General features: G+C 64.8%; 16 protein-coding genes and 1 tRNA gene. 15 read left to right on the top strand and 2 right to left on the bottom strand.

Going from position 1 to position 23,257, the window contains the following annotated elements:
- Positions 1–23: 23 nt before the first annotated feature.
- Positions 24–2,924 carry a TonB-dependent receptor domain-containing protein gene (locus U1839_RS00570; RefSeq protein ID WP_332801724.1) on the top strand — a complete coding sequence of 967 codons (2,901 nt, stop codon included), beginning with the start codon at positions 24–26 and terminating at the stop codon, positions 2,922–2,924.
- Positions 2,925–2,935: 11 nt separating this feature from the next.
- Positions 2,936–3,619, top strand: a complete 684-nt coding sequence (locus U1839_RS00565) for a cytochrome b (RefSeq protein WP_332801723.1) — start codon at positions 2,936–2,938, stop codon at positions 3,617–3,619.
- Between the two features lie 624 nt (positions 3,620–4,243).
- Here U1839_RS00565 and U1839_RS00560 read toward each other — a convergent pair.
- Entirely contained in the window at positions 4,244–4,882 is a 639-nt protein-coding gene (locus U1839_RS00560; RefSeq protein WP_332801722.1) for a TetR/AcrR family transcriptional regulator, read from the bottom strand.
- A gap of 170 nt (positions 4,883–5,052) precedes the next feature.
- Between U1839_RS00560 and U1839_RS00555 the strand changes: the two genes are divergently transcribed.
- The 7 genes from U1839_RS00555 to U1839_RS00525 all read left to right on the top strand — a co-directional run bounded on the left by U1839_RS00555 (position 5,053) and on the right by U1839_RS00525 (position 13,723).
- Positions 5,053–7,524 carry a TonB-dependent receptor gene (locus U1839_RS00555; protein WP_332801721.1) on the top strand — a complete coding sequence of 824 codons (2,472 nt, stop codon included), beginning with the start codon at positions 5,053–5,055 and terminating at the stop codon, positions 7,522–7,524.
- 1 nt (position 7,525) lies between these two features.
- Positions 7,526–9,343 carry a flavin-containing monooxygenase gene (locus U1839_RS00550; protein WP_332801720.1) on the top strand — a complete coding sequence of 606 codons (1,818 nt, stop codon included), beginning with the start codon at positions 7,526–7,528 and terminating at the stop codon, positions 9,341–9,343.
- Positions 9,340–10,131: an SDR family oxidoreductase gene (locus U1839_RS00545; RefSeq protein ID WP_332801719.1), complete on the top strand. Its 792-nt coding sequence runs from the start codon at positions 9,340–9,342 to the stop codon at positions 10,129–10,131. The genes U1839_RS00550 and U1839_RS00545 overlap by 4 nt, the downstream gene beginning before the upstream one ends.
- A 19-nt stretch (positions 10,132–10,150) precedes the next feature.
- Positions 10,151–11,614 (top strand): aldehyde dehydrogenase family protein, encoded by a 1,464-nt coding sequence (locus U1839_RS00540; protein WP_332801718.1) that lies wholly within the window; start codon positions 10,151–10,153, stop codon positions 11,612–11,614.
- Positions 11,611–12,000 (top strand): hypothetical protein, encoded by a 390-nt coding sequence (locus U1839_RS00535; RefSeq protein ID WP_332801717.1) that lies wholly within the window; start codon positions 11,611–11,613, stop codon positions 11,998–12,000. The genes U1839_RS00540 and U1839_RS00535 overlap by 4 nt, the downstream gene beginning before the upstream one ends.
- Positions 12,001–12,065: 65 nt before the next feature.
- Complete coding sequence (locus U1839_RS00530) at positions 12,066–13,418, top strand: MFS transporter (RefSeq protein WP_332801716.1); 1,353 nt, start codon at positions 12,066–12,068, stop codon at positions 13,416–13,418.
- Positions 13,419–13,649: 231 nt separating this feature from the next.
- A tRNA-Gly gene (locus U1839_RS00525) sits at positions 13,650–13,723 on the top strand.
- A 20-nt stretch (positions 13,724–13,743) separates the two neighbouring features.
- Here U1839_RS00525 and U1839_RS00520 read toward each other — a convergent pair.
- Entirely contained in the window at positions 13,744–14,835 is a 1,092-nt protein-coding gene (locus tag U1839_RS00520) for a DUF2332 domain-containing protein (RefSeq protein ID WP_332801715.1), read from the bottom strand.
- A 76-nt stretch (positions 14,836–14,911) separates the two neighbouring features.
- Between U1839_RS00520 and hisG the strand changes: the two genes are divergently transcribed.
- The 6 genes from hisG (at position 14,912) to U1839_RS00490 (ending at position 23,093) form a co-directional block, all read left to right on the top strand.
- Positions 14,912–15,559: an ATP phosphoribosyltransferase gene (hisG, locus tag U1839_RS00515; protein ID WP_332801714.1), complete on the top strand. Its 648-nt coding sequence runs from the start codon at positions 14,912–14,914 to the stop codon at positions 15,557–15,559.
- A 139-nt stretch (positions 15,560–15,698) separates the two neighbouring features.
- Positions 15,699–16,997, top strand: coding sequence for a histidinol dehydrogenase (hisD, locus tag U1839_RS00510; RefSeq protein ID WP_332801713.1), 1,299 nt, complete (start codon positions 15,699–15,701; stop codon positions 16,995–16,997).
- A 181-nt stretch (positions 16,998–17,178) separates the two neighbouring features.
- Positions 17,179–17,637 (top strand): transcription antitermination factor NusB, encoded by a 459-nt coding sequence (nusB, locus tag U1839_RS00505; RefSeq protein ID WP_332801712.1) that lies wholly within the window; start codon positions 17,179–17,181, stop codon positions 17,635–17,637.
- A 111-nt stretch (positions 17,638–17,748) separates the two neighbouring features.
- The gene (thiL, locus tag U1839_RS00500) at positions 17,749–18,648 is read left to right on the top strand and encodes a thiamine-phosphate kinase (RefSeq protein ID WP_332801711.1); all 900 of its coding nucleotides are present in this window, start codon (positions 17,749–17,751) and stop codon (positions 18,646–18,648) included.
- Between the two features lie 102 nt (positions 18,649–18,750).
- On the top strand, positions 18,751–20,895 hold the full coding sequence (locus U1839_RS00495; protein WP_332801710.1) for a sodium-translocating pyrophosphatase: 2,145 nt from the start codon (positions 18,751–18,753) through the stop codon (positions 20,893–20,895).
- A gap of 209 nt (positions 20,896–21,104) precedes the next feature.
- Entirely contained in the window at positions 21,105–23,093 is a 1,989-nt protein-coding gene (locus U1839_RS00490; protein ID WP_332801709.1) for a S9 family peptidase, read from the top strand.
- Positions 23,094–23,257: the final 164 nt, after the last annotated feature.

Genomic DNA, 23,257 nt, shown 5'->3' with positions numbered 1-23,257 from the left:
ATACCGACACGTGCGCCGATCGAATGGCGGCAGATATTTGGGGGACTAAACAAATGACTTCGATCAAACTGACGACCGCGCTGCTGTTAGGATCGAGCCTTGGTGCGCTCGTCGCAATGCCGGTGACCGCGCACGCGCAGACGCTGCCCACTCCGGTCGCTTTGCAGGCAGAGGCACCTGCTCCGGAAGCGGGTGAAGTCGTAGTCACGGGTTCGCGTATCGTGCGTGAGGGCTATCAGGCGCCCACACCGTTGACCGTCGCTTCGGCCGAGGCAATCGGGGGCACGGCCAGCCCTAATGTCGCGCAATTCCTCACCACGCTGCCTGTTCTCGCCGGTAGTATCCAGGCGCAGAGCGGCCAGACCGGCGTCGGGATCGGCTTGTCAGGCGCGAACGTCCTTAACCTGCGCAACCTCGGCACGCAGCGTACCTTGGTGCTGCTCGATGGCCAGCGTTCGGTCGCGTCGCTAATCACCGGCGGCGTCGATATCGACAGCTTCCCGCAGCAGCTTATCCAGCGCGTCGATATCGTGACCGGCGGCGCCTCATCGGTCTATGGTTCGGACGCCGTGGCAGGCGTCGTCAACTTCATCCTCGACCACAAGTTTTCCGGGCTGAAGGCCGAGATCTCGGGCGGCGAAACAAGCTATGGGGACGATCGCAACTGGAAGATCGACATTTCCGCGGGCCTGAAATTCGCCCAAGGTCGCGGACACCTGCTGCTGTCGGGATCCCACGTTTACGATCCCGGCGTGCTCAATGGGGTCGGCGACCGGAAATGGAACCGCACCGGTTATCAGGACATCATCAACCCGGCCTACACCGCGACCAATGGCCAGCCGCAGCATCTGCTGCTCAACAATGTCGGCATGGCGAGCGCGACCTTTGGTGGCATCGTCGTATCCGGTCCGTTGACGGGCACTGCGTTCGGCCATGGCGGCACGCCCTATCAGCTCACCTATGGCGATATCGTATCCTATCCGTTCATGCGGGGCGGCGACTGGCAGGCCAACGAGGTGCAGCTGACCAATCTAATATCGCTGGCGCCGCGCGAAGTCCGCAACAACGCCTTTGGCAGATTGTCCTTCGACGTGAGCGACAATTTCAACGTCTATGCCCAGGTGTCATGGGCGCGGGCGCACATCCTAGGCAAGGGCTCGAACGTATTCCTGCCGACAACCGCGGGGCCCCTGATCAAGGCCGACAATGCTTTTCTCCCCGCCTCGATCCGCGCGCAGCTGACGCCAACTCAGACCCTCCAGATCGGCACACTGAACCTTGATATGGGTTCGATTTATGCAGACAATGTTCGAACCGTGCAGCGCTACGTGGTCGGCGCGAACGGCAAATTCGGTGCGCTTGGCACCGACTGGAAATGGGATGTCTATTACCAGCTCGGTATCTCGACCAATGACAGCCTGACGATCGGCAACCTCAACCGCGCCAAATACAAGCAGGCGACCGATGCGGTGTTCGCACCGGCCGGTATCTCCGGCATTACTGCCGGCAGCATCGTATGCCGCTCGACCCTGGCCGCGCCGACCGATGGCTGCGTGCCGTATAATGCCATGGGGATCGGCGTGAACAGTCCGGCGGCCCTGGCATATGTTCAGGGCAGCTCGAGCCAGACGCTGCGCCAGCAGCAGCAGGTCTGGTCGGGAAGCATCACTGGTGAGCCATTCTCAACCTGGGCGGGCCCGGTATCTGTCGCTCTTTCGCTGGAGCATCGTGCAGAATCGATCAGCGGCGTCGCTGACCCGATCGCACTTGCCGCAGGCTGGCTGGCGGGCAATTTCTCCAATATCGACGGGCGCTATCAGGTGACAGAGGGCGCACTGGAAACGGTGGTGCCGCTGGCACGCAACGCAAGCTGGGCGCATAGCCTAGATCTCAGCGCGGCCGTTCGGGTGACCGACTATTCAACCTCCGGACGCGCGACGACCTGGAAGGTCGGGGGCGTGTGGGAACCGCTCAAGGGCCTTCGTTTTCGCGCCACCCATTCTCGCGACATCCGCGCGCCATATCTCAACGAGCTTTACGCTCAGGGTTCGGTGTCGGCGGGCAATTTCTTCGATCCATTTACCAACACCTCGCCGTCAATCCGCTCGACGATCGTCGGCAACCCGTTGCTAAAACCGGAAAAGGCCGATGGTAACACCTTCGGCGTGGTGCTCCAGCCCGACTTCCTGCCTGGGTTCAGCGCCTCGGTCGATTACTGGACGGTGGCGATCAAGGACGGCATCGGCAATGCCACGGCAGCCGATGTGATCAACCAATGCTTCCTCGGCAATCAGACTTATTGTAATCAGATCCAGCGCACGAATGGCGTGATCACCTTCGTCACCGGCGGTTCGTTCAACCAGGCACGCCAAGACGCGCGCGGCATCGATTTTGAGGCCAGCTACCGCACGCCTCTCTCGGCTATCGCTCGATCTCTGCCCGGGTCGATCTCGCTCCATACCAACATCACGCATTATCTCGAGAACCGCACCAACAATGGCCTGACCCCGGTCACGATCAGCAGCTCGCTCGGTCTCCTGCCCCGCAACTGGGTTACGACGACGACGTTCGCGTATCAGCTGAATACCTTTCGTGGAGCGCTGACCGCGCGCACTTCGAGCGGCGGGCCCTTCAACCCTAACGGCATCGAGTGCAACTCGGCATGCCCGACTTCGACCACGGCAAACCCGACCTATAATTACAACCGCCTGCCGGGAACGTTCTATCTCGATGCCTCGCTCAGCTACGGCTTCACGGTCTCAGGTCACACCCAAGTTGAGGCGTTTTTCAATGTGCGCAATCTGACCAATAAGGATCCCGCGCAGGTGCCCAACTCAAACCAGTTCTTCTCGCCGCGGACCAACGGCAACATCTATGATGTGCTCGGCCGCGTTTATCGGGTCGGCTTGCGCTTCAAGCTTTAGAGGTCGGGAGGATGACAACGACCGAGGATTTGCCGGAAGCCGATGCGCGGTACACTCGCATAGCTATAGCGCTGCATTGGGTGGCTGCGTCATTAATCCTGCTCAACCTCGCTATCGGTCCTTTTATGGAGAGCTTTGCCGAGCCCTGTCGTACGACGCTGGCACGCCTACATGAGTCGTCCGGCATCACCATTCTGCTGCTCACGGTGGTGCGGATCGTATGGCGTGTGTTCCATCGGCCACCGCGGCTCGACCCAAGGCTGTCGTGGTGGGAACAGGTGGCCGCGAAAGCGGTGCACGGGACACTCTATGTCGCAATGGTTGCAATGCCGCTACTGGGATGGGCCATCATTTCCGCAAACCCGCCGCAGGTGGTTTCCGCCCGGGTGGCTATAGGAACAGCGCCGGCTGCTAAACCAAAACGCATCATGATTTGGGGCTTGGTACCGCTGATCCCGATCAAGTCGATCCAGGCCATCGCGCTGGAACGTGACGGCAAGCCGCGACAGCGCGCGCTGCACGGGCGGCTCGTGAGTGTGCATGCGCTGGGCGGTTACCTGATGATGCTATTGCTCGCGCTGCATTTACTCGGAGCGTTCAAGCATGAGTGGTTTGACGGGCGGGGTGGGCTGCGGCGCATCGGGGTCGGACGAAGGCGCGATAGGGACGGTTACCGCCAGCCGCCGGCGGAATAGATGCGTCGACGCAGTTCGGAAACTTTTGCCCAGTCCGAAGTAAACGGCTGAGCCCGCCCTATCCAACTCGGCCGACTTCAGGATAGGCGCATGTTTCTCACTTTTCCAGCCGGGCCGCTGCACTTCGATATATGCGTTGGAGCACTCCTCGAAGGTCTTTGCCTTCGCCTTCGCGACGACTATCGCGGCGCGCGCGTCCTGTTTCTCCGAACGCGGATCGATGGCGGCGCGCATCTTCTTGTGCATTCCCCGGCAACCTCACGCGCCTAGGCAAGAGATACCTCAGGGTAGGCGCCAAGCCCGAGATCACTTCACCTTGATCCGATCTGGACACGCAGGCCCACGCGCGGCTACCGCCACAAATGCGGAGGTGAAGCCCGTCCGCACCGCCTACTGCAAGCGCCCTCTTCCCGGAACTTCGATACGGCTAGCACAAACAATTCTCGTTCTTTTTTAGCCATCGGCCATAGCTCTTCGACCCGCGTTTCGTCCCACCTGAAGAGTGAGATCTTGATAGAATTTCCGGGGCATCCCTGCACGCATCAGTATCATAACTATCTGATTAAACTAACGTTCATGGCGTTCTGGAACGCTCTGGATTATGGCGGCAGGGGACCCCACGAATTATGCTTTTAACGTGAAAGGTACACATTTGGCAGCTAGGCCATCAAGGCTAACCACGCCGATGGAGGACATGAGACGATCAACCGTCATGCCGTCGATCGCCGGAACCCATTTCGCCAGCCAGATCAACATTCCCAGCAATAGCTGCACGACCACGTGAGGCTCGCACGGGACGACGGACCCTTCGGCAATTCCGTCGATAAGGAACTGCTCGAGCATTGTGGTGAGGCGCGCCGCCCACTCCCCGATATGTTTGCGATTGTCGTCGGCCAGGTAGGAATAGTCGCCGAAGTAGAGCTGCGGCCCATTGCTTTCCGCGTCTTCGAGCATGCCGCGGATGAACAGCGTGAGTTTGGAAAGGCCGGTGCCGCTGCTGCGGTCCGCCTCTACGAGAAGCCGCTCGAACAACTCCATCGACCGAACGTGACAGGCATACGCCAGCGCCTGCTTGCTCGGAAAATAATAATAGAGCGTGGCATCGCGCAGATCGAGGCTGGCGGCGATCTCCGTCATCGTCGCCTGCGCATAGCTGCGTTCGTTGATGACCTCGACGGCGGCCCGCATGATCGCATCGCGCTTGCCGGCCGACTTTCGCCCTCGAGCTTTGGGTTTGGCCCCGGCTGCGTTCGTCAATGCCATTAAGTCCTCACCTACTCCCGTCGCACATGCAGTGTGGGGTGACCTCCTTGCAACCGCAACCTTCATCCTGATGTCAAAAATCTAGCTTGTACTAGATTATTGAGTATGGAATAGATTGATGGTGGCTGAACCCGGCAAATTCGGGAGGGCGCGGTTTAGGAGAGGCAATCATGCATCATCACCATCGCTTCGGAATTTCGGCCCTTGCGCTCATCGCAAGCGCCCCCGCATTCGCGCAGGCACCTGTTGACGGCGCGCAGCCCGCCACTGCGGCATCCAGTGACGATGTCGTCGTGACTGCCGCCAAGCGTGAGCAGACGCTGCAGGACGTGCCCATTTCGGTCTCTGTGACGAGTGAGCAGACGATCCAGCGCGCGCAGATCCGCGACCTGATCGACCTTCAATCCGTCGTGCCGTCGCTGAAGGTCGCGCAGTTTAACGCAGTTGGCCAGACGAACTTCATCATCCGGGGCTTTGGCAATGGCAACGGCAATGTCGGGATCGAGGGTTCTGTCGGCGTATTCATCGACGGTGTGTATCGTTCGCGGAGCGCCGCCTCGCTGAACGATCTGCCCGAGATCGAGCGGATCGAAGTGCTGCGCGGGCCTCAGTCGACGCTGTTCGGCAAGAATGTGTCGGCGGGCGCGATCAGCATCGTTACCCGGCGGCCCCAATTTGATTTCGGCGGGCGGGCGGACCTGACCGTTGGCAATTATGGTCAGATGATCGCCAAGGCGACCGCTACCGGGCCGATCGCAAATAACCTGGCTGTGCGGCTGTCGGGCACGATCAATCAACGGAATGGCTTTTATCACAACACGGTGACTGGCCAGGACGTCAACGACCGCGACCGGGGCTCGGTGCGAGGCGACATCCTGTGGAAGCCGACCAGCAAGCTGACGATTCGGGTAATCGCGGACTATAACGCGATCACCGAAACATGTTGTGGCACCGTGCAACTGCTGAATGGTCCCGCCACGCAGTTTATCGCCGGCAGTCTGGGTGCGGTAGGCAACCCGGCAACGAAGTTCGACCGGAACACCGTGTTCAACCGCGAGCCGCTGAATCATATCGTCGGCAAGGGCGTCTCGGGGCAGATCGATTATGACGCGGGCTTTGCCAGGATAACGTCGATCACGGCGTATCGCGACCAGCTCGACAGCGGATCGCAGGATGTCGATTTCACCGGCGCCGACCTCGCGGACCGCTCCGACCGGACCCGCACCAAGACGTTCACCCAGGAATTTCGCCTGGCTTCCACAGGCGCCGGGCCCCTCAGCTGGCTGGTCGGCGGATTCTACGACCATGAGAATCTGGACACACGCAGCACGATCAACTTTGGCAGCCAGATACGTGCCTATGCCGATGGGCTAAGCGGCCCGTCAGCGGCGCTGCCAGGCCGCTCGAATATTTTCGCACTCGAATATCTGCAGAGCCTGGTGACGCCCTCGATCCGTCCCGGCTCGACTTATTTTGCCGCAGGCCAGGCGGTAACGGCGCCGTACACGCTAAAGCAGGATTCCTACTCGATCTTCGGCCAAGTGGATTTCAGGATCACCTCGCGGCTGACCGTCACGGGCGGCATCTCCTATCTGAACGATCGCAAGGCATCGACCTCGAACGTCGTGCTGACCGACGCCTTCTCGCTGCTCAACCTCCAGAACGTGCCGCAACTGCCGCTCATCGGGGTACCGGCCAACGCCTTCGGTGCCCTGGGTGCGCTGCAATTCTTCTACGGCAACGCGCCGACCCACGGCCCGGTCAACTACCCGAACGCAAATGAATCCGGCATTCTGAAGGGCAGCAAGGTCACCTATCTCGGTCGCGCGACATATGATTTTGGCGCGATCAACGTCTATGCCAGCTACTCCACCGGGTGGAAGGCGGGCGCCTATAATCTGTCCACCGACGCGCGCGCGCCCGATGCCAACAATGTCGGCCGTACAGCGGATCCGGAGAACGTCACGCTCTACGAGGCCGGCGCCAAGGCGTCTTTCCACGGCGGCTTTCTCAACGTCGCGGTGTTCAAGCAGGAGATCAAGGGCTTCCAGTCGAACGCCTATACCGGCACCGGCTACAGCCTGGTCAATGCCGGCAAGGAGTCGGTCAGGGGTTTCGAGGTCGATGCCGCGTACCGGCCGATGCCCTGGCTTTCGTTAACGGGCAGCGCGACCTACCTCGATCCCCAATACGATTCCTTCCTGCGCGCGCCGTGCGTCAATTACGACACGGCGCGGTGTCCGCTGAACCCCGCCACGGGGCAGCGCCCGGCATTCCGCGACCTTTCAGGCCAACGGCCCGCCGGCATTTCCACATGGAGCCTTTCGGCCTCGGCGACGATCAGCCACGAGTTCGCGGGTGGCTTCAGCGCGTTCCTTCGCGGCGAATATGATTACGCCAGCAAGGTCCAGCTGACCGAGACGACGCCGCCCGAATTGTCGACCTATGGGCTCAACAACGTGAATGCGAGCCTCGGTTTCGCCCTCGCGCCGCAGAAACTCGAGCTGCTTTTCTTCGTCCGCAACCTGACCAAGAACAACAGCCTGATCGGTGCTTTCCCGACCGTGGCGCAGGACGGCAGCTATACCGGTTACGTCAACGATCCGCGCACCTATGGCGCCACACTTACGAAGAGGTTCTGACTTGGCCGAAGGTTCGGAAAATCTCGATCTCGAGGCGTTGCGGGCACGCTACAGCGCCGAGCGTGATCGGCGCTCGGCGTCCAACCCGGGTGAGCGCCAGTACCGCGACGTGGAGCAGGGGTTCGCCCATTTGCTGGCCGATCCCTACGGCACTGCCCCCGCGCGCGCGCCGTTGCAGGACGAGGTTGAGGTACTCGTCATCGGGGCCGGGTTCGGGGGCATGATGGCGGCGGCGCGCCTGCGCGAGGCCGGCGTCGAGGATGTGCGCATCGTCGACGCCGCAAGCGACGTCGGCGGGACATGGTATTGGAACCGCTACCCCGGCGCTGCCTGTGACATCGAATCGTACATCTACTTCCCGCTGCTCGAAGAGACGGGGTACATGCCGGTCGAGCGCTACTCCAGGGCGGCCGAAATACGCGCCCATACCAAGCGGATCGCCAACCATTACGGCCTGTATGAGAATGCGCTGTTCTCGACCCAGGTGACGAGCCTTGATTGGGACGCGACAGCGGCGCAATGGCTCGTCGCGACGGACCGCGGCGACCGCATGCGGGCGAGGTTCGTGGTGCTCACCACAGGCCCGCTCAATCGCCCCAAACTACCCGACATCCCGGGCATCGAGACCTTCGCGGGTCACAGCTTCCACACCAGCCGCTGGGACTACGCCTATACCGGCGGGAGCGCGACCGAACCACTCGATGGCCTGCGTGACAAACGCGTCGGCGTGATCGGTACAGGGGCCACCGGCATCCAGTGCATCCCGCCGCTCGCGCGGTCCGCCAGGCATCTCTACGTCTTCCAGCGCACGCCATCGTCGGTCGATGCACGCGACAATGCGCAGACCGATCCGGTTTGGGCGGCGGGCCTGCAGCCCGGCTGGCAGCAGCGGCGCATGGAAAACTTCACCGCGCAATTCACCGCGCAATTGCCGCCGCATGACGAGGTGCAGGACGGTTGGACCGTGCTCGCCCGCGCGGTCCGCGAGAAGCTGGCGAACAATCCGCTGGGCCTCGACCCGGGCGCGCTGCTCGAACAGGCCGATTTCGAGAAGATGGAGCAGATCCGCGCGCGCATTGGCGACATCGTCGAGGACGAGGCGACCGCCGAGGCGTTGAAGCCGTGGTTCAGCCTCTACTGCAAGCGGCCATGCTTCCACGACGAGTATCTCCCGGTTTTCAATCGCGAGAATGTCACGCTGGTCGACACCGCCGGGCGCGGCGTCGAGCGGATCACGCCCGCCGGAGTCGTCGTCGCTGGCCGCGAATATCCACTCGACTGCCTGATCTTCGCGACCGGCTTCGAGGTGGCGACGAGCTACGCCAAGCGTTCCGGCATGACGATCCACGGGGTCGATGGACTGTCACTATCGGACAAATGGGCGGACGGCATGGCGACGCTGCACGGCATGCACACGCGCGGCTTCCCCAACTGCTTCATCATCAGCCAGGCACAGTCCGGCATGTCGCCCAACTTTCCGCACATGCTGAGCGAGCAGTCGCTGCATCTGGCGCACATCGTGTCGGCATGCCGGAAAAAGGGCTGGGTCACCATCGAGCCGACGGAAGAAGCGGAGGCCCGCTGGACCGAGACGATCGTAACGCTCGGCGAGGGGCGGCGCGCGTTCGTCGAAAGCTGCACGCCTGGCTATTATAATAATGAAGGCCGTATCTCCGAGGCGGCGGCGCGCAACGTGCCGTTCGGCGCCGGGCCGGTCGCCTTTGTTCAACATTTGCGGGAGTGGCGCGAGAACGGCGACCTGTCCGGCCTTGAAATAAACGGTGCGCACGCTCGCGCCAAAGTGGAGACGTCGCGGTGAGCAGCAGCAACGGGCGCCGTTCGATCTTCATCACCGGTGCCGCATCGGGCATGGGCCGCGAGACCGCGTTGCTGTTCGCCGAGAAGGGCTGGTTCGTGGGCGCTTACGACGTGAACACGAGCGGCCTGAATGCGCTGCGCGAAGAGATCGGCGCGGCGAACGGTATTTTCGCCCCGCTCGACGTCACCGATGTGGCGGCGTTCGAGAGCGCGATCGCCACGTTCGGGGAGGCAACCGACGGCAAGCTCGACTTGCTGTTCAACAACGCCGGTATCGGCACCGGCGGGTTCCTCGACGAACAATCATGGGACGACATCCGGCGCATCATCGACATCAACCTGATGGGCGTGATCATCGGTGTGCGTGCCGGCATTCCGCTCCTGAAGGCGACACCGGGGTCTCTGTCGCTGATCACGTCATCCTCTTCGGCGATCTTCGGGACGGCGGGGATCGGGATCTATTCGGCGACCAAGCATGCGGTACGCGGACTGACCGAGGCGCTGTCGATCGAACTCAAGCGCTACGGCGTGCGTGCCGCCGACCTGCTCCCCGGCCTGATCGACACGCCGCTGCTGTCGGGCACGATGCGCGCGATGGCGCCGGCGGAAGGGATGTGGCGGCTGGTGAAGCCGCGCGAGGTCGCCGAGACGGTATGGGCCGCCTATCACGAGGACAAGTTGCACTGGTACGTGCCCGAGGAACTTCGCGCGTTCCACATGCAGGTGGTGGCCGAGCCAGAGGTCGTCCGCGAGGAACGCACCGCGTTGATGGCTGCAATGGCGCAATAAGCGAGAGGGAATTTTTCCGATGTCGATCCTCGAAATTGCCCCCGAGCCATTGCTGGCCGGACGTGACGACCATGCCGCGGTCGCGGGTCTGGCGCGTGCATTCGACGCGCAACGCGCCGCCTTTGCGGCAAACCGCGATCCGTCGATCGAGGAGCGTCGGGAGCGGCTGACGGCGCTGATCGGCATGATGATCGGCAACCGCGAACGCATCAGCACCGCCATCGCCAGCGATTTCGGGGCGCACCCCGTGCCCGCATCCGAACTGATCGAGGTGCTCGGCGTGATCGGTCGCGCGCAATATGTGCTGGAGCATCTGGAGGACTGGATGCGCCCGGATCCGCGCCATGTGGACCCTGCGCTGTTCGGCACCGCCTCTGCCCATGTCCGCTACCAGCCCAAAGGGGTGATCGGTAACATCGTGCCGTGGAACTTCCCGTTCGATCTTTCCGTCGGGCCGATGGTCGAGATGCTCGCTGCCGGCAACCGGGTGATCGTCAAGCCGTCCGAATACACCCCCGCCTGCGCCGCGCTTCTGGCGGAGATGGTTGCCGCGACCTTCGATCCCAGCCTTGTCCACGTCGCCGTCGGCGGCCTTGATCTGGCGCGCGCCTTCTCCGCGACCCCGTGGGACCATTTGCTCTACACCGGTAGCCCCGGCGTCGGGCGGCAGGTCATGGCAGCCGCCGCGGCAAATCTAACACCTGTCACCCTCGAACTCGGCGGCAAGTGTCCGGCCGTGATGACGCCGGGTTCGGTGAACGCAGCCAATGTCGAGGCGGTGATCGGTACCAAGATCATCAAGAATGGCCAGATGTGCGTCTCGGTCGATTATTGCCTGGTCCAGCGCGGCGAGGTCGAGGCGTTCGTGAACGAAGCCAAAGCGTTCATGGCCAGGGCGGCGCCCGACTATTCGCACGGCGACGAATGCACAGGGATGATTTCGCCGCGCCATCTCGATCGCGCGCTGGCCATGGTGCAGGAAGCGCGCGACCGGCAGAACAGGATCGTCGTGCTGCAGGACGAGGACGTCGTCGATCGCGCGACACGCCGGATGCCATTGTCGCTGGTGGTGGATCCGGCACCCGACCTGCGCATCATGCAGGAGGAGATTTTCGGGCCGATCCTTCCCGTCATACCCTATGACACGCTGGACGACGCGATCGCGGGCATCAACGCCGGGGAACGCCCGCTTGGCCTCTATGTCTTCGGAGACGATGCGGCAGTGACCGAAGATGTGCTTGCCGCGACGACATCGGGCGGAGCGGCGGTCAACACCTGTGCGGTGCAGAGCGCGCTGCCCTCGATGGGCTTTGGCGGCTCCGGCATGAGCGGGATGGGACGCCATCACGGCATCGAGGGGTTCCGTGAATTCTCGAACCAGCGCGGGGTCGTGGTGCGCGGACAGGGCGACATGATCGACGCATTCTACGCGCCTTATGAAAAGGCGGCCGGCATCGTCCAGGCTGTGCTGGGGGGATCGTGACCGCAACGTCACCGCAGTTCGAGATCATAAAAGAGTCTGAGCATGGCCTGCTTCGGATCGTGATGCGTGGTCACTGGGACGTGGCCATGGTGTCGCAATACAAGGCCGCTCTGGTCGAGGCCGTCAACGCGATGATCGCCGCGGGATGCGAGAGCGGCAGCCTTGTCGCGCTGGTCGATGCGCGCGAACAAGGCGCCCAGTCCCAGGATGTCATCGCGGACTATAAGGAGCGGCTCGGCGGCGGCGATCTCGCCCCGCGGCGTCTGGCGACATTGGTCTCGAGCGCACTGTTCAAACGCCAGGTCGAGCGCATCGCGATCGGCAACCAACGCCTGTTCACCGACGAGGCGGAGGCCATTGCATGGCTGCTGTCGGGAACCCCGTGACAGCGGACACGGACGCCCGGCAAAGCTCATCATTGAAGCTTGGTCGAGCCGCCTGGTGCTGGGCCATGTTCCAGGGCGGGCGCGACCCGTACATCATCCTGGTTACGATCTACGTCTTCGTCCCCTATCTGGTGACGAGCGTGATCGCGGACCCGGTCCACGGCCAGTCGATCGTTGCGGGCGGAGCCAAATATGCCGGCTGGCTGGTCGCGATCACCGCGCCGCTGCTGGGGGCGGTGGTGGACCGGATGGGTCCGCGCAAGCCGTGGCTGGGCGCGAACATCGCCCTGATGGTTCCGCTGATGGTGCTGTTGTGGTGGGCGAAGCCCGGCGCGACCGGCCTGAGTGTCGGCATGGTGATCGCAATCCTGGCCGCACTCGGCGCCCTGTTCGCGTACACCGAGACGCTCCACAACGCTCTGCTCGTGCCTGCCGCGGGCATGACCAAGGCCGGCGCCGCCTCCGGCCTCGGCCTCGCGTTCGGCAATTTCGTCTCGGTGGCGATGCTGGCGTTCGTACTCTGGGCCTTCTCGCTGCCCGGCAAGGTATCATGGGCGCTCGTTCCGGCGCAGCCGCTGTTCGGGCTGGATGCCGTGGCGCACGAACAGGAGCGGATCGTGCCGGTCCTGTGCGCGATCCTGCTCACGCTCGGCACCCTGCCGTTACTGCGGCTTACGCCCGACGTGCCGCGGACGGGGACAAAGCTGCCACAAGCGCTGAAGATGGCAGTACGCGACCTGTGGGGCTTGATCGTCGACGCGCGGGGATATCGCGATGGCCTGGTGTATCTGGCCGCTCGCATGCTGTTCACCGACGGACTGACGGGGATCCTGATCTTTACGGGCGTGTACGCCGCAGGCGCGATGGGCTGGCAGACCCTGGCGCTGCTGGCCTATGGGCTGATCCTCTGCGTCTATGCCGTCGGGGGTGGTCTGTTGGCTGGATGGCTCGACAGCCGAATTGGACCGAAGCGCGCGCTGACGATCGAGATCGTCGGTGTGGTCGCATCCCAGATCATGATGCTGGGCAACACGCGAACGAGCTTGTTCTATGCACCTTACGATCCGACAGCGCATGCTGTGCTGTGGAATGGCCCGATCTTCCGCACGGCGCCCGACCTCGGCCTCCTCATCAGCGGGATGCTTGGCGCGGTTACGGTGACCGCTGCCTATGCCTCGAGCCGAACGATGCTCACACGGGTCGTGCCGCCGCACAAGATCGGCGTATTCTTCGGTTTGTTCGTCATCGCCGGAAGCGCGACGATGTGGCTGGGGCCGCTGCTGGTTCAGATCGCGACTGAAGCGAGCGCGTCGCAACGGATCGGCTTGTTGCCGATTTCGGGGCTGCTGGTCGCTGGAGTTCTTCTTCTTCAATTAGTGCGCGCCGGCACAACTTCGGGTGAGCGCTCAGCGCACTGACGCCGCCCTCGGGTTGCCCTGCACTCAATTTACCGGACAGATTTCAGCCGCGTTCGGGACGAGGCGCTGCCTCTCAGTCGCTGAAGACCAAGAGGCGACTAACCCGAGTGCGAATCGTCTGGCTCCCTCGAAATCACTTGCCACATACGTGCCAGCGGATATGAGAACCGCCGAGATTTAGGAGCCAGAAAAGAGCCAAATTTCGTCGAGGTGCCGCTAAGCCCTTGATATGCGGGTATAGTACAATGGTAGTACAGCAGCCTTCCAAGCTGAATACACGGGTTCGATTCCCGTTACCCGCTCCATATCCTCGCCCAACTCCTCGCTAGACCGACGGCTCGGGCAATTCGTGCCCAGCGCGCGCATCGGCGATCGGGTTGGTATCGACCCACGCGCCATGGGCATGGACCGTCGCCACCGCCTGCCACCCGCCGTCGCCCGGCCAGCTGCGCACGCGGACGAATTGTTGCGCGACGGCACGGTCGGGCTCCTGGATGACCCAACCGAGCGGCCGCTCGGGCGTCGCACGCGCCGCCGCCTCGGACATCGCGACCTTGATGCGCTCGGCGACTGCGGCGGGCAGATATTGCCACACCACCGAATGCATCAGCACGCGCGTCACGCCCTGGGGCTGCGGCGCGGCGAGCCGCGCCTCGACCCAGTCGGCGGCGTCGGCGCGGACGAGGTCGACGGGCTTTTCGCGCACCATAGCGATTGCGCCCTTGAGGCGCGCCATCCGTAGCGGCGTCTCGGCCCAGACATAGGCGGCGAGCCGCGCGCCGACCGCAGGATCGGTCGCATCCATCGGCGCCACGTCGCAGCCGCGCGTCGACACGATCTCGATCGGCACTCCGGGCGGCGGCGGACCGCGCCATTCGGGCACGATCGTCACCGGCGCGTCGGACGGCCCGACCATCACCCCGCCGAGATCGAAGCGATAGCGATCGATCAGCAGGTTGAGCCCGGCGCTCGACCCGATTTCGCGAATCTCGATGCGCGGGCCGTGGCGCCGCGCGATCTCGAGCAGCCCGGTCATCAGCGCCGCCGACCGGCCCGGCTCGTTGGTCTGCGGCGGGCCGTCGAGCCAGGGCAGCAGCGCGGCATCGTGGCGCAGCAGAACGCGGCCGAGCGCCGCCGCGATGGCGTCCGGCGCGGCGATCCGGCCCGAAAAGATATCGGCCAGCTCGTCGTCCGCCCCGGCGAGCACCAGCGCGTGCAGCCCGCCGATGAAGCGCAACGGCAAGGCATCGCGCGTCGGCTCGCCGGGCCAGTCGAGGATGTGGCGACCGACGACGCTGTCGCGCGTCAGCCCGGCGGCAATCGCGCCGCACAGCCGCGCATAGATCGGCGCATCCATGATCCCGCAATAATGCTGCTGAATCTTGAACCCGCCGCGATTGGCTTCTTCGCTCGCCATCGAAAGATATCCTTTCGGAGTCCTTTGGTGGCGCCTGTTGCGCCTGCGAACACCCATCAGTAAAGCCCCCCTCACCATGGCCGAGCCGCTGATCATCGCCGTCCCCAAAGGGCGCATCCTCGTCGAGGCCGTGCCGCTGCTGATGCGCGCCGGCATCACCCCCGAAGCCGCGTTCGGCGACGAGGACAGCCGCGCGCTGCGCTTCACCACCGACCAGCCCGGCATCGACCTGATCCGCGTGCGCGCCTTCGACGTCGCGACCTTCGTCGCGCACGGCGCCGCGCATGCCGGGATCGTCGGGTCGGACGTGCTCGCCGAGTTCGATTATTCCGAGCTCTATGCGCCGATCGACCTCGGCATCGGCCATTGCCGGCTGTCGGTCGCCGAACCCGCCGCGCTCGCCGCGACCGACGATCCGCGCGGCTGGAGCCATGTCCGCGTCGCGACCAAATATCCGCACGTCACCGCCAAGCATTTCGAGGCGCGCGGCGTGCAGGCCGAATGCGTCAAGCTGAACGGCGCGATGGAACTTGCCCCGCTGCTCGGGCTTGCGCCGCGCATCGTCGACCTCGTATCCTCGGGCCGCACGCTCAAGGAAAACGGCCTGGTCGAGGTCGAGGTGATCGCCGAGGTGACCAGCCGCCTGGTCGTCAACCGCGCCGCGTTCAAGACGCGGCCGGACGTGGTGGCGCTGGTGGATGCGTTCCGGCGGGCACTGGCGTGATGGGCGCCTCCTTCTTCCTCCCCTCCCGCGCGCGGGAGGGGACCGAGGGGCGGGCACCCGCCCTCCTCGGGCGATGCGTTCAACGGCGCGCGGGCGCCAACCCGCTGCCCCCTCCCGCAAGCGGGAAGGGAGAAGAAGCATGATCCGCCTCTCCACCGCCGATCCCGGCTTCGCCCAGGCCTTCACCGCGCTGGTCAATGCGCGGCGCGAGGCCGATGCCGATGTCGCGCGCGACGTGCGCACGATCGTCGCCAGCGTGCGCGATGAGGGCGATGCCGCGCTGCACGCTTTCACCCGCAAGTTCGACGGGCACGATCTGAACGAGACCGGCTGGCGGATCGAAAAGGCCGAATGGCTTGCCGCGCTCGACGGCCTGACCCCCGAGTTGCGCGCCGCGCTCGACCTCGCCGCCGCGCGCATCACCGCCTATCATGAAAAGCAGCGCCCCGCCGACAGCGACACGATCGACGCCGCCGGCGTGCGGCTCGGCGCGCGCTGGCGCGGGGTCGATGCCGCCGGCGTCTATGTGCCGGGCGGCCGCGCGGCCTATCCCTCCTCGGTGCTGATGAACGCGATTCCGGCCAAGGTCGCCGGCGTCGAGCGGCTCGTCATGGTCACGCCGACGCCGAAGGGCGAAATCAACCCGCTGGTGCTCGCCGCCGCGCAGATTGCCGGCGTCGATGAGATCTGGCGCGTCGGCGGTGCACAGGCGATCGCCGCGCTGGCCTATGGCACCGGCCGGATCACCCCGGTCGACGTCATCACCGGCCCCGGCAATGCCTGGGTCGCCGAGGCCAAGCGCCAGCTGTTCGGCGTGGTCGGCATCGACATGGTCGCCGGACCCAGCGAGATCGTCGTCGTGGCGGACGGCAGGAACGATCCCGCATGGATCGCCGCCGACCTGCTCAGCCAGGCCGAGCACGATCCGACCAGCCAGTCGATCCTGTTCACCGACGACGCCGATTTCGCGCGCGCCGTCGCCGAGGCGGTCGACCTGCAGATCGGCACGCTGGCGACCGCGCAGGTCGCGCGCACCAGCTGGGACGCCAATGGCGCGATCATCGTCACCGCCGACCTGTTCGAGGCGATGCCGCTGGTCGACCGGCTCGCGCCCGAGCATCTCGAACTGGCGTGCGACGATCCGCAGGCGCTGTTCGATCGCGTGCGCCATGCCGGCTCAGTGTTCCTCGGCCGCCACACGCCCGAGGCGGTCGGCGACTATGTCGCCGGGCCCAACCATGTCCTGCCGACCGGCAGGCGCGCGCGCTTCGCCTCCGGGCTGTCGGTGCTTGACTTCATGAAACGCACCAGCTTCCTGCAATGCGACGCCGCCGCGCTCGGCGCGATCGGCCCGGCGGCGGTGGCGCTGGCTGAGGCCGAAGGGCTGCCGGCGCATGCGAGGTCGGTGGCGTTGCGGCTGGGGCAGACCTCCCGCTAGTTTCCCTTCTAGTCCTTCCCCGGCGAAGGCCGGGGTCCAGTTGGGAAGTTCAAGGTAACGACGCGTAGCGCTTGTTAAACCAACGTTCCGTAGCTCGGCACCGGCCTTCGCCGGGGAAGGACGGCAGGTGAGACGATGAACGAGGGTGACGCGCGGCCGCTCCTCGCCTAAAGGCACCGCCATGTCCCAACGTACCGCCACCAGGTCCAAGGCCCGCGCCGCCGCGCGGCTGGCCGCCACCCAAGCGCTCTATCAGCACGAGATGGAGGGCACGCCCGTCCTCCAGCTGCTCCACGAATTCCATCAGCACCGGCTCGGCGCGACGATCGAGGATGCGGAATATGCCGAGGCCGAGGTCGAGTTCTTCGACGATATCGTCAAGGGCGCGGCCGCGCGGCGCGACGAGATCGACGGCATCATCAAGGCCAAGCTCGCCAAGGGCTGGAGCCTCGAACGCCTCGACCGCGCGATGCGCGCGATCCTGCGCGCCGGCACCTATGAGCTGCTCGCCCGCCCCGACGTGCCCGCGGCGACGGTGATCACCGAATATGTCGACGTCGCGCACGCCTTTTTCGACAAGCGCGAGGCCGGCTTCGTCAACGGCCTGCTCGATGCGGTGTCCAAGGATGTGCGGAATTAATAAGCCCCTCCCCTTCAGGGGAGGGGTTGGGGTGGGGCAGTGTCTCCTGCCCCGTCGTCTGGGGAGAGGCCCCACCCCCAACCCCTCCCCTGAAGGGGAGGGGCTTTGGAAGTGACCGAATCCGACTTCCTCGCCGCGCTCCGCGCGCTGCCGCTCCATCCCGGCGCGGCCGACCTGCGCGACGACACCGCGAGCCTCGCCGGCCTGACCATCACCACCGACACCATCGCGGAAGGGGTGCATTTCCTCGCCGGCGACCCGCCCGAGGACGTGGCGTGGAAGCTGCTGGCGGTGAACCTGTCGGACCTCGCCTCCAAGGGCGCAATGCCCGAGGCCGTGCTGCTCAACTATCCGCTGTCCGAGGGCCCATGGGACAGCGCCTTCCTCGCCGGGCTCGACGCCGCACTGCGCCACTTCGGTTGCGCGCTGCTCGGCGGCGACACCGTCACCCTGCCCGCCGGCGCGCCCCGCGTCCTGACGCTCACCGCGATCGGCCGCGACGCCGCCGCTCCGCCGCGCTCGGGCGCGCGCGCCGGCGATGCGTTGTGGGTCACCGGCACGATCGGCGATGCCGGCGCCGGCCTCGCCATCGCGCAGGGCGAAGCCGGCCCGACCGAATTGCTCACCGCCTATCGCCGCCCGCAGCCGCGCCTCGCCGATGGCCGCGCGCTCGCCCCCCACGTCCATGCCATGATGGACGTGTCCGACGGCTTGCTGATCGACGCAGCGCGCATGGCCGCTGCGAGCGGGCTGGCGGTGGCGATCGATCTCGCCGCGCTTCCGCTGTCCGACACGTATCGCGGCTTTCGCGGCGACGACCAGACAGCACGGCTCGCCGCCGCTACCGCCGGGGACGATTATCAGCTGCTGTTCGCGGCCGACCCCGCTTTCGTGCCGCCGTCCCCCGCAACCCGTGTCGGCGCGTTCGTCGCCGGCACCGGCCTCACGGTGCGCGACGCCGGCGCCGCCGTCCCGCTCCCGCCGCGACTCGGGTTCGAACACGCACGCTGAGCGGCTTGCGCTCGCCCCCTTGCGCCCTATACAGCCCGGCAAACCGTCGGAAGCGCCATGGGTCGGCGCGATCCGTCATAATAGGGGAAGGACTGCTCGCATATGAACATCGTCTATGCGGCCATGATTTGCGGCGTGATTGCCGTGCTTTATGGCCTGATCACCAGTCGACAGATTCTCGCCGCCAGCCCTGGCAACGAGAAGATGCAGGACATTGCCGCCGCCATCGCGGAAGGCGCACAGGCCTATCTCGGCCGCCAGTATCGCACCATCGCCATCGTCGGCATCGTCGTCGCCGTGCTGGTGGGCTATTTCCTCGGCCCGATCTCGGCCGGCGGCTTCGCGCTCGGCGCGATCCTCTCGGGCGTGACCGGCTTCATCGGCATGAACGTGTCGGTCAAGGCCAATGTCCGCACCGCGGAAGCTGCGCGCACCTCGCTGCAGGGCGGCCTGACCATGGCGTTCCGCTCGGGCGCGGTGACCGGCATGCTGGTCGCGGGGCTCGGTCTGCTGGCGATCAGCGGCATGTTCTGGGGGCTGATCGCGATCGGCCACAAGGACCTCACCGTCGGCGCGGACCGTCGCGTCATCGTCGACACGCTCGTCGCGCTCGCCTTCGGCGCCTCGCTGATCTCGATCTTCGCGCGGCTCGGCGGCGGCATCTTCACCAAGGCGGCCGATGTCGGCGCCGATCTCGTCGGCAAGGTCGAGGCCGGCATCCCGGAGGATGACCCCCGCAACCCCGCCACCATCGCCGATAACGTTGGCGACAATGTCGGCGACTGCGCCGGCATGGCCGCCGATCTGTTCGAGACCTATGTCGTGACGATCGGCGTGACGATGGCGTCGATCGCGCTGTTGTTGCCCAATGCCGACCATCTGATGGCGCTGATGACGCTGCCGTTGCTCGTCGGCGGCGTGTGCATCATCACCTCGATCATCGGCACCTATATGGTCCGCCTCGGCGGCGGCACGATCATGGGCGCGCTTTACAAGGGCTTCTGGACCACCGTCGTCCTGTCGATTCCGGCGATCTATCTCGCCACGCAATATGTCCTTGGCGACATGCACAGCAAGATCGGCGGCGGCTCGTTCCTCGACGGCAATGCCGTGAAGGACAGCGGCTTCACCGGCATGGCGCTGTTCTGGTGCATGATGGTCGGCCTCGCGCTGACCGGCGCGCTGGTGTGGATCACCGAATATTATACCGGCACCAACTATCGCCCGGTCCGCTCGATCGCCAAGGCCTCGGAAACCGGCCACGGCACCAACGTCATCCAGGGTCTCGCGGTCAGCCTCGAAAGCCCTGCCTTGCCGACGCTCGTCATCTCGATCGCGGTGGTCGCCTGCTTCCAGCTCGCCGGGATCATCGGCATCGCCTTCGGCGCGACCGCGATGCTGGCGCTGGCCGGCATGGTCGTCGCGCTCGACGCTTATGGTCCGGTGACCGACAATGCCGGCGGTATCGCCGAAATGGCCGGCCTGCCCGACGACGTGCGCCAGCGCACCGACGCGCTCGACGCGGTCGGCAACACCACCAAGGCGGTGACCAAGGGCTATGCGATCGGCTCGGCGGCGCTCGCCGCGCTGGTGCTGTTCGGCGCCTATACGACCGATCTCGGGATCTACTTCCCCGACCTGCAGGTCGATTTCACGCTGTCCAACCCCTATGTCATCGTCGGGCTGCTGCTCGGCGCGCTGCTGCCGTTCAGCTTCGGCGCGTTCGGCATGACGGCGGTCGGCCGCGCGGCCGGGTCGGTCGTCGAGGACGTCCGGGCGCAGTTCCGCGACGATCCGGGCATCATGGCCGGCACCAGCCGCCCGAACTATGCCCGCACGGTCGATCTCGTCACGAAAGCGGCGATCAAGGAAATGATCATCCCGTCGCTGCTGCCGGTGCTCGCGCCGATCGTGGTCTATTTCGTGATCACCGCAGTGGCCGGCCAGGCGAGCGGCTTCGCCGCGCTCGGCGCGCTGCTGCTCGGCGTGATCGTCTCGGGCCTGTTCGTCGCCATCTCGATGACCTCGGGCGGCGGTGCGTGGGACAATGCCAAGAAGTACATCGAAGACGGCCATCACGGCGGCAAGGGCAGCGAAGCCCACAAGGCCGCGGTGACCGGCGACACCGTCGGTGACCCGTACAAGGACACTGCGGGTCCTGCGGTCAACCCGATGATCAAGATCACCAACATCGTCGCGCTGCTGCTGCTCGCAGCACTCGCGGCCCATGCCGGGGTGGTCGGCTAAGCCCACCACGCTCCCGTCCGTCGGGTGAACGAAGCCTCGCCGCGTGTCGCACGCGGCGGGGCTTTTCTTGTTTGCAACCATGCTTCTCCCGGCTGCCGACAACGCTGCCCGTGCGACTTACGCGGGGTTCCGCGCCCCAATGCCGACACCCTTGTCAGGGCGGCGGCGCGCGCTATCCTCGCGCGACGATTCCGGGCAGGGGAAGACTGATGAAATCACGCAAGGTCATGTTGTTGCTGGCTGCGGCGTACGCTTGGACATTGCCAGCCGACGCACAGGTCAAGGCATCGACAGAATGGGCCCAAAAGGTCGTGCCGATTGAGGTTTTTGCGCAATTTCCGATGATCGACGACCCGCGCATCACCCCCGACGGTAAGTGGATCGCGGCCAAGATTCGTGCGGGGGGCGAGCAGGTTTTGGCCATTCTCGCCGTTGGCCAAGCTGGCATGGCGCCGATGATTATCGCGCACGATGGGGATTTCAGTACCGACAAACAAGGCGAACAGCGGATCAGCAGTTATCGTTGGGTCGATTCAGACCATTTGCTGATCGCAATCGCTTCGCGTGACAATTACGCGGGGCAATGGTTCGACAACATGCGCTACGCGTCTTACAATCGCGCGACCAAGAAGGTGACCGCGCTCGGCTGGGACAAGGCGTTTACCGGAACCGAGGTGCTGTGGACCTCCCACACCGGCGCGCCGCATCTGCTGCTGCAGCGGCGCAATCTCGATTATGGCACCGAGCTCGCTAATTTTCCGGAAGTCATCGACGTCGACATGAACAGCGGTACTTACAAGACCGCCATGCGCCCCAACCCGTTGGTTTCCGGGTGGGACGCCGATTCCGATGGCGTCGTAAGACTCGGCTCGAGCCAGGATAGCGACACAGGTAAGCTGCGGGTCCTGTACCGGCCAGACGCGGGCACGCCGATGCGGACGATCGTAAACGATGCGCCCGACCGTTACGATGGCGTCCCGCTGCCGGCGATGTTCCTCAGCGGCTCCGCCAAAGCCTATGCCTACAGCCGCAAGGACGGGTTCCGCGCGCTTTACGAGTATGATCTCGCGACAATGCAGATCGGCAAGCGGGTCTTTGGCGTCCCGGGATACGACATTGACGGCGCACAATTGTCTCCCGATCGCACCCATCTCGATGGCGTTGCATTTACCCAAGGCCGCGAGGGCCGCGTGTTCTTCGACCCGCGGCTGAAGGAAATCCAGACCCTGCTCGAGGAAACCTATGGCAAGGGGAACGTGCAGATCGCCAGCGCCGATGCGCCGCGGGAAAAGATCGTGTTTCGCGTTGCCGCCATGGGGCAGGCGCAAAGCTGGTACGTGTTCGATACCGTGTCGGGCGGCATCGGACGTATCGCTTATGATAATGACACGCTCAAGGACGCCCTGCTCAACCCCGTATCGGTGGTCCACTACCCCGCAAGTGACGGGAAATCGATTGAAGCCATCCTGACCATGCCCCGGCACCGCGCCGGGCAGAAGAATCTGCCCCTCGTCGTATTGCCGCATGGCGGTCCGTGGGCCCGCGATAGTGCAGACTGGGATCCCTATGGCTGGGCGCAGGCTTTGGCAGAGCAGGGCTATGTCGTGATCCAGCCCAATTACCGCGGTTCAACAGGCTATGGCCGAGACTGGGAGAAGGCTTCGGAGAATGCCTGGGGCTATCGCATGCAAGACGACCTGAACGATGCGATCACCTGGCTTGCCGGCCAGGGCACCGTCGACGCCAAGCGCGTCTGCATGTTCGGCTGGTCTTATGGCGGCTATGCGGCGAGCCGCGCCGCCGAGCGCGACGGCGACAAATATCGCTGCGCGATCAGCGGGGCGGGCGTCCACGATCTCACGGCGATGATCCGTTACGACAAGAATTATCTCGGGCGCTATGGTGCGAAGATGGGCATGGGATCAGCCAGCGCTAACCTGGTCGATGCCTCGCCAGGGCTGCACCCGGAGAAATACTCGATCCCGATCCTGATCATCCAGGGCGCGAAGGACGTGCGCGTTCCGCCGGCGCAGTCACGCGAGCTGGTCGCCCGATTGAAGCGCGCCGGCAAGGTCGAGGGGCGCGACTTCGTCTATATCGAGCAGCCGCTCAACACCCACAACCTGCTGCGCGAACCCGATCGCGTCCAGGTGCTGCAAGAGGTGAGCAAGTTCCTCCAGGCGCACAACCCGGCCTGACCAGCCTGACCGCGGCCGGCGATCGTCTCGCCGGCCGCCAAGGGTCTCGGCGCGACGCCGTCCGGGTGATCGGCGAGCGGACAAATTAGGTCCATTTCAGTTTTAAAAACAGTTGCCTAACCTGTCATCGCTGTCGCATGTCCAAAGCGACGAGCGTGGGGGCG

The sequence above is a fragment of the Parasphingomonas halimpatiens genome (assembly GCF_036663795.1).
In the GTDB taxonomy this organism is placed as follows: Bacteria; Pseudomonadota; Alphaproteobacteria; order Sphingomonadales; family Sphingomonadaceae; genus Sphingomonas.
This window is presented reverse-complemented; position numbering and strand designations above follow the sequence as displayed.

Excerpts from the sequence above, each read along its gene's own strand:
- U1839_RS00570 (WP_332801724.1), top strand. The coding sequence starts at position 24 with ATGGCGGCAGATATTTGGGGGACTAAACAAATGACTTCGATCAAACTG.
- U1839_RS00565 (WP_332801723.1), top strand. The coding sequence starts at position 2,936 with ATGACAACGACCGAGGATTTGCCGGAAGCCGATGCGCGGTACACTCGC.
- U1839_RS00560 (WP_332801722.1), bottom strand. The coding sequence starts at position 4,882 with ATGGCATTGACGAACGCAGCCGGGGCCAAACCCAAAGCTCGAGGGCGA.
- U1839_RS00555 (WP_332801721.1), top strand. The coding sequence starts at position 5,053 with ATGCATCATCACCATCGCTTCGGAATTTCGGCCCTTGCGCTCATCGCA.
- U1839_RS00540 (WP_332801718.1), top strand. The coding sequence starts at position 10,151 with ATGTCGATCCTCGAAATTGCCCCCGAGCCATTGCTGGCCGGACGTGAC.
- U1839_RS00530 (WP_332801716.1), top strand. The coding sequence starts at position 12,066 with ATGTTCCAGGGCGGGCGCGACCCGTACATCATCCTGGTTACGATCTAC.
- U1839_RS00520 (WP_332801715.1), bottom strand. The coding sequence starts at position 14,835 with ATGGCGAGCGAAGAAGCCAATCGCGGCGGGTTCAAGATTCAGCAGCAT.
- hisG (WP_332801714.1), top strand. The coding sequence starts at position 14,912 with ATGGCCGAGCCGCTGATCATCGCCGTCCCCAAAGGGCGCATCCTCGTC.
- hisD (WP_332801713.1), top strand. The coding sequence starts at position 15,699 with ATGATCCGCCTCTCCACCGCCGATCCCGGCTTCGCCCAGGCCTTCACC.
- nusB (WP_332801712.1), top strand. The coding sequence starts at position 17,179 with ATGTCCCAACGTACCGCCACCAGGTCCAAGGCCCGCGCCGCCGCGCGG.
- U1839_RS00495 (WP_332801710.1), top strand. The coding sequence starts at position 18,751 with ATGAACATCGTCTATGCGGCCATGATTTGCGGCGTGATTGCCGTGCTT.
- U1839_RS00490 (WP_332801709.1), top strand. The coding sequence starts at position 21,105 with ATGAAATCACGCAAGGTCATGTTGTTGCTGGCTGCGGCGTACGCTTGG.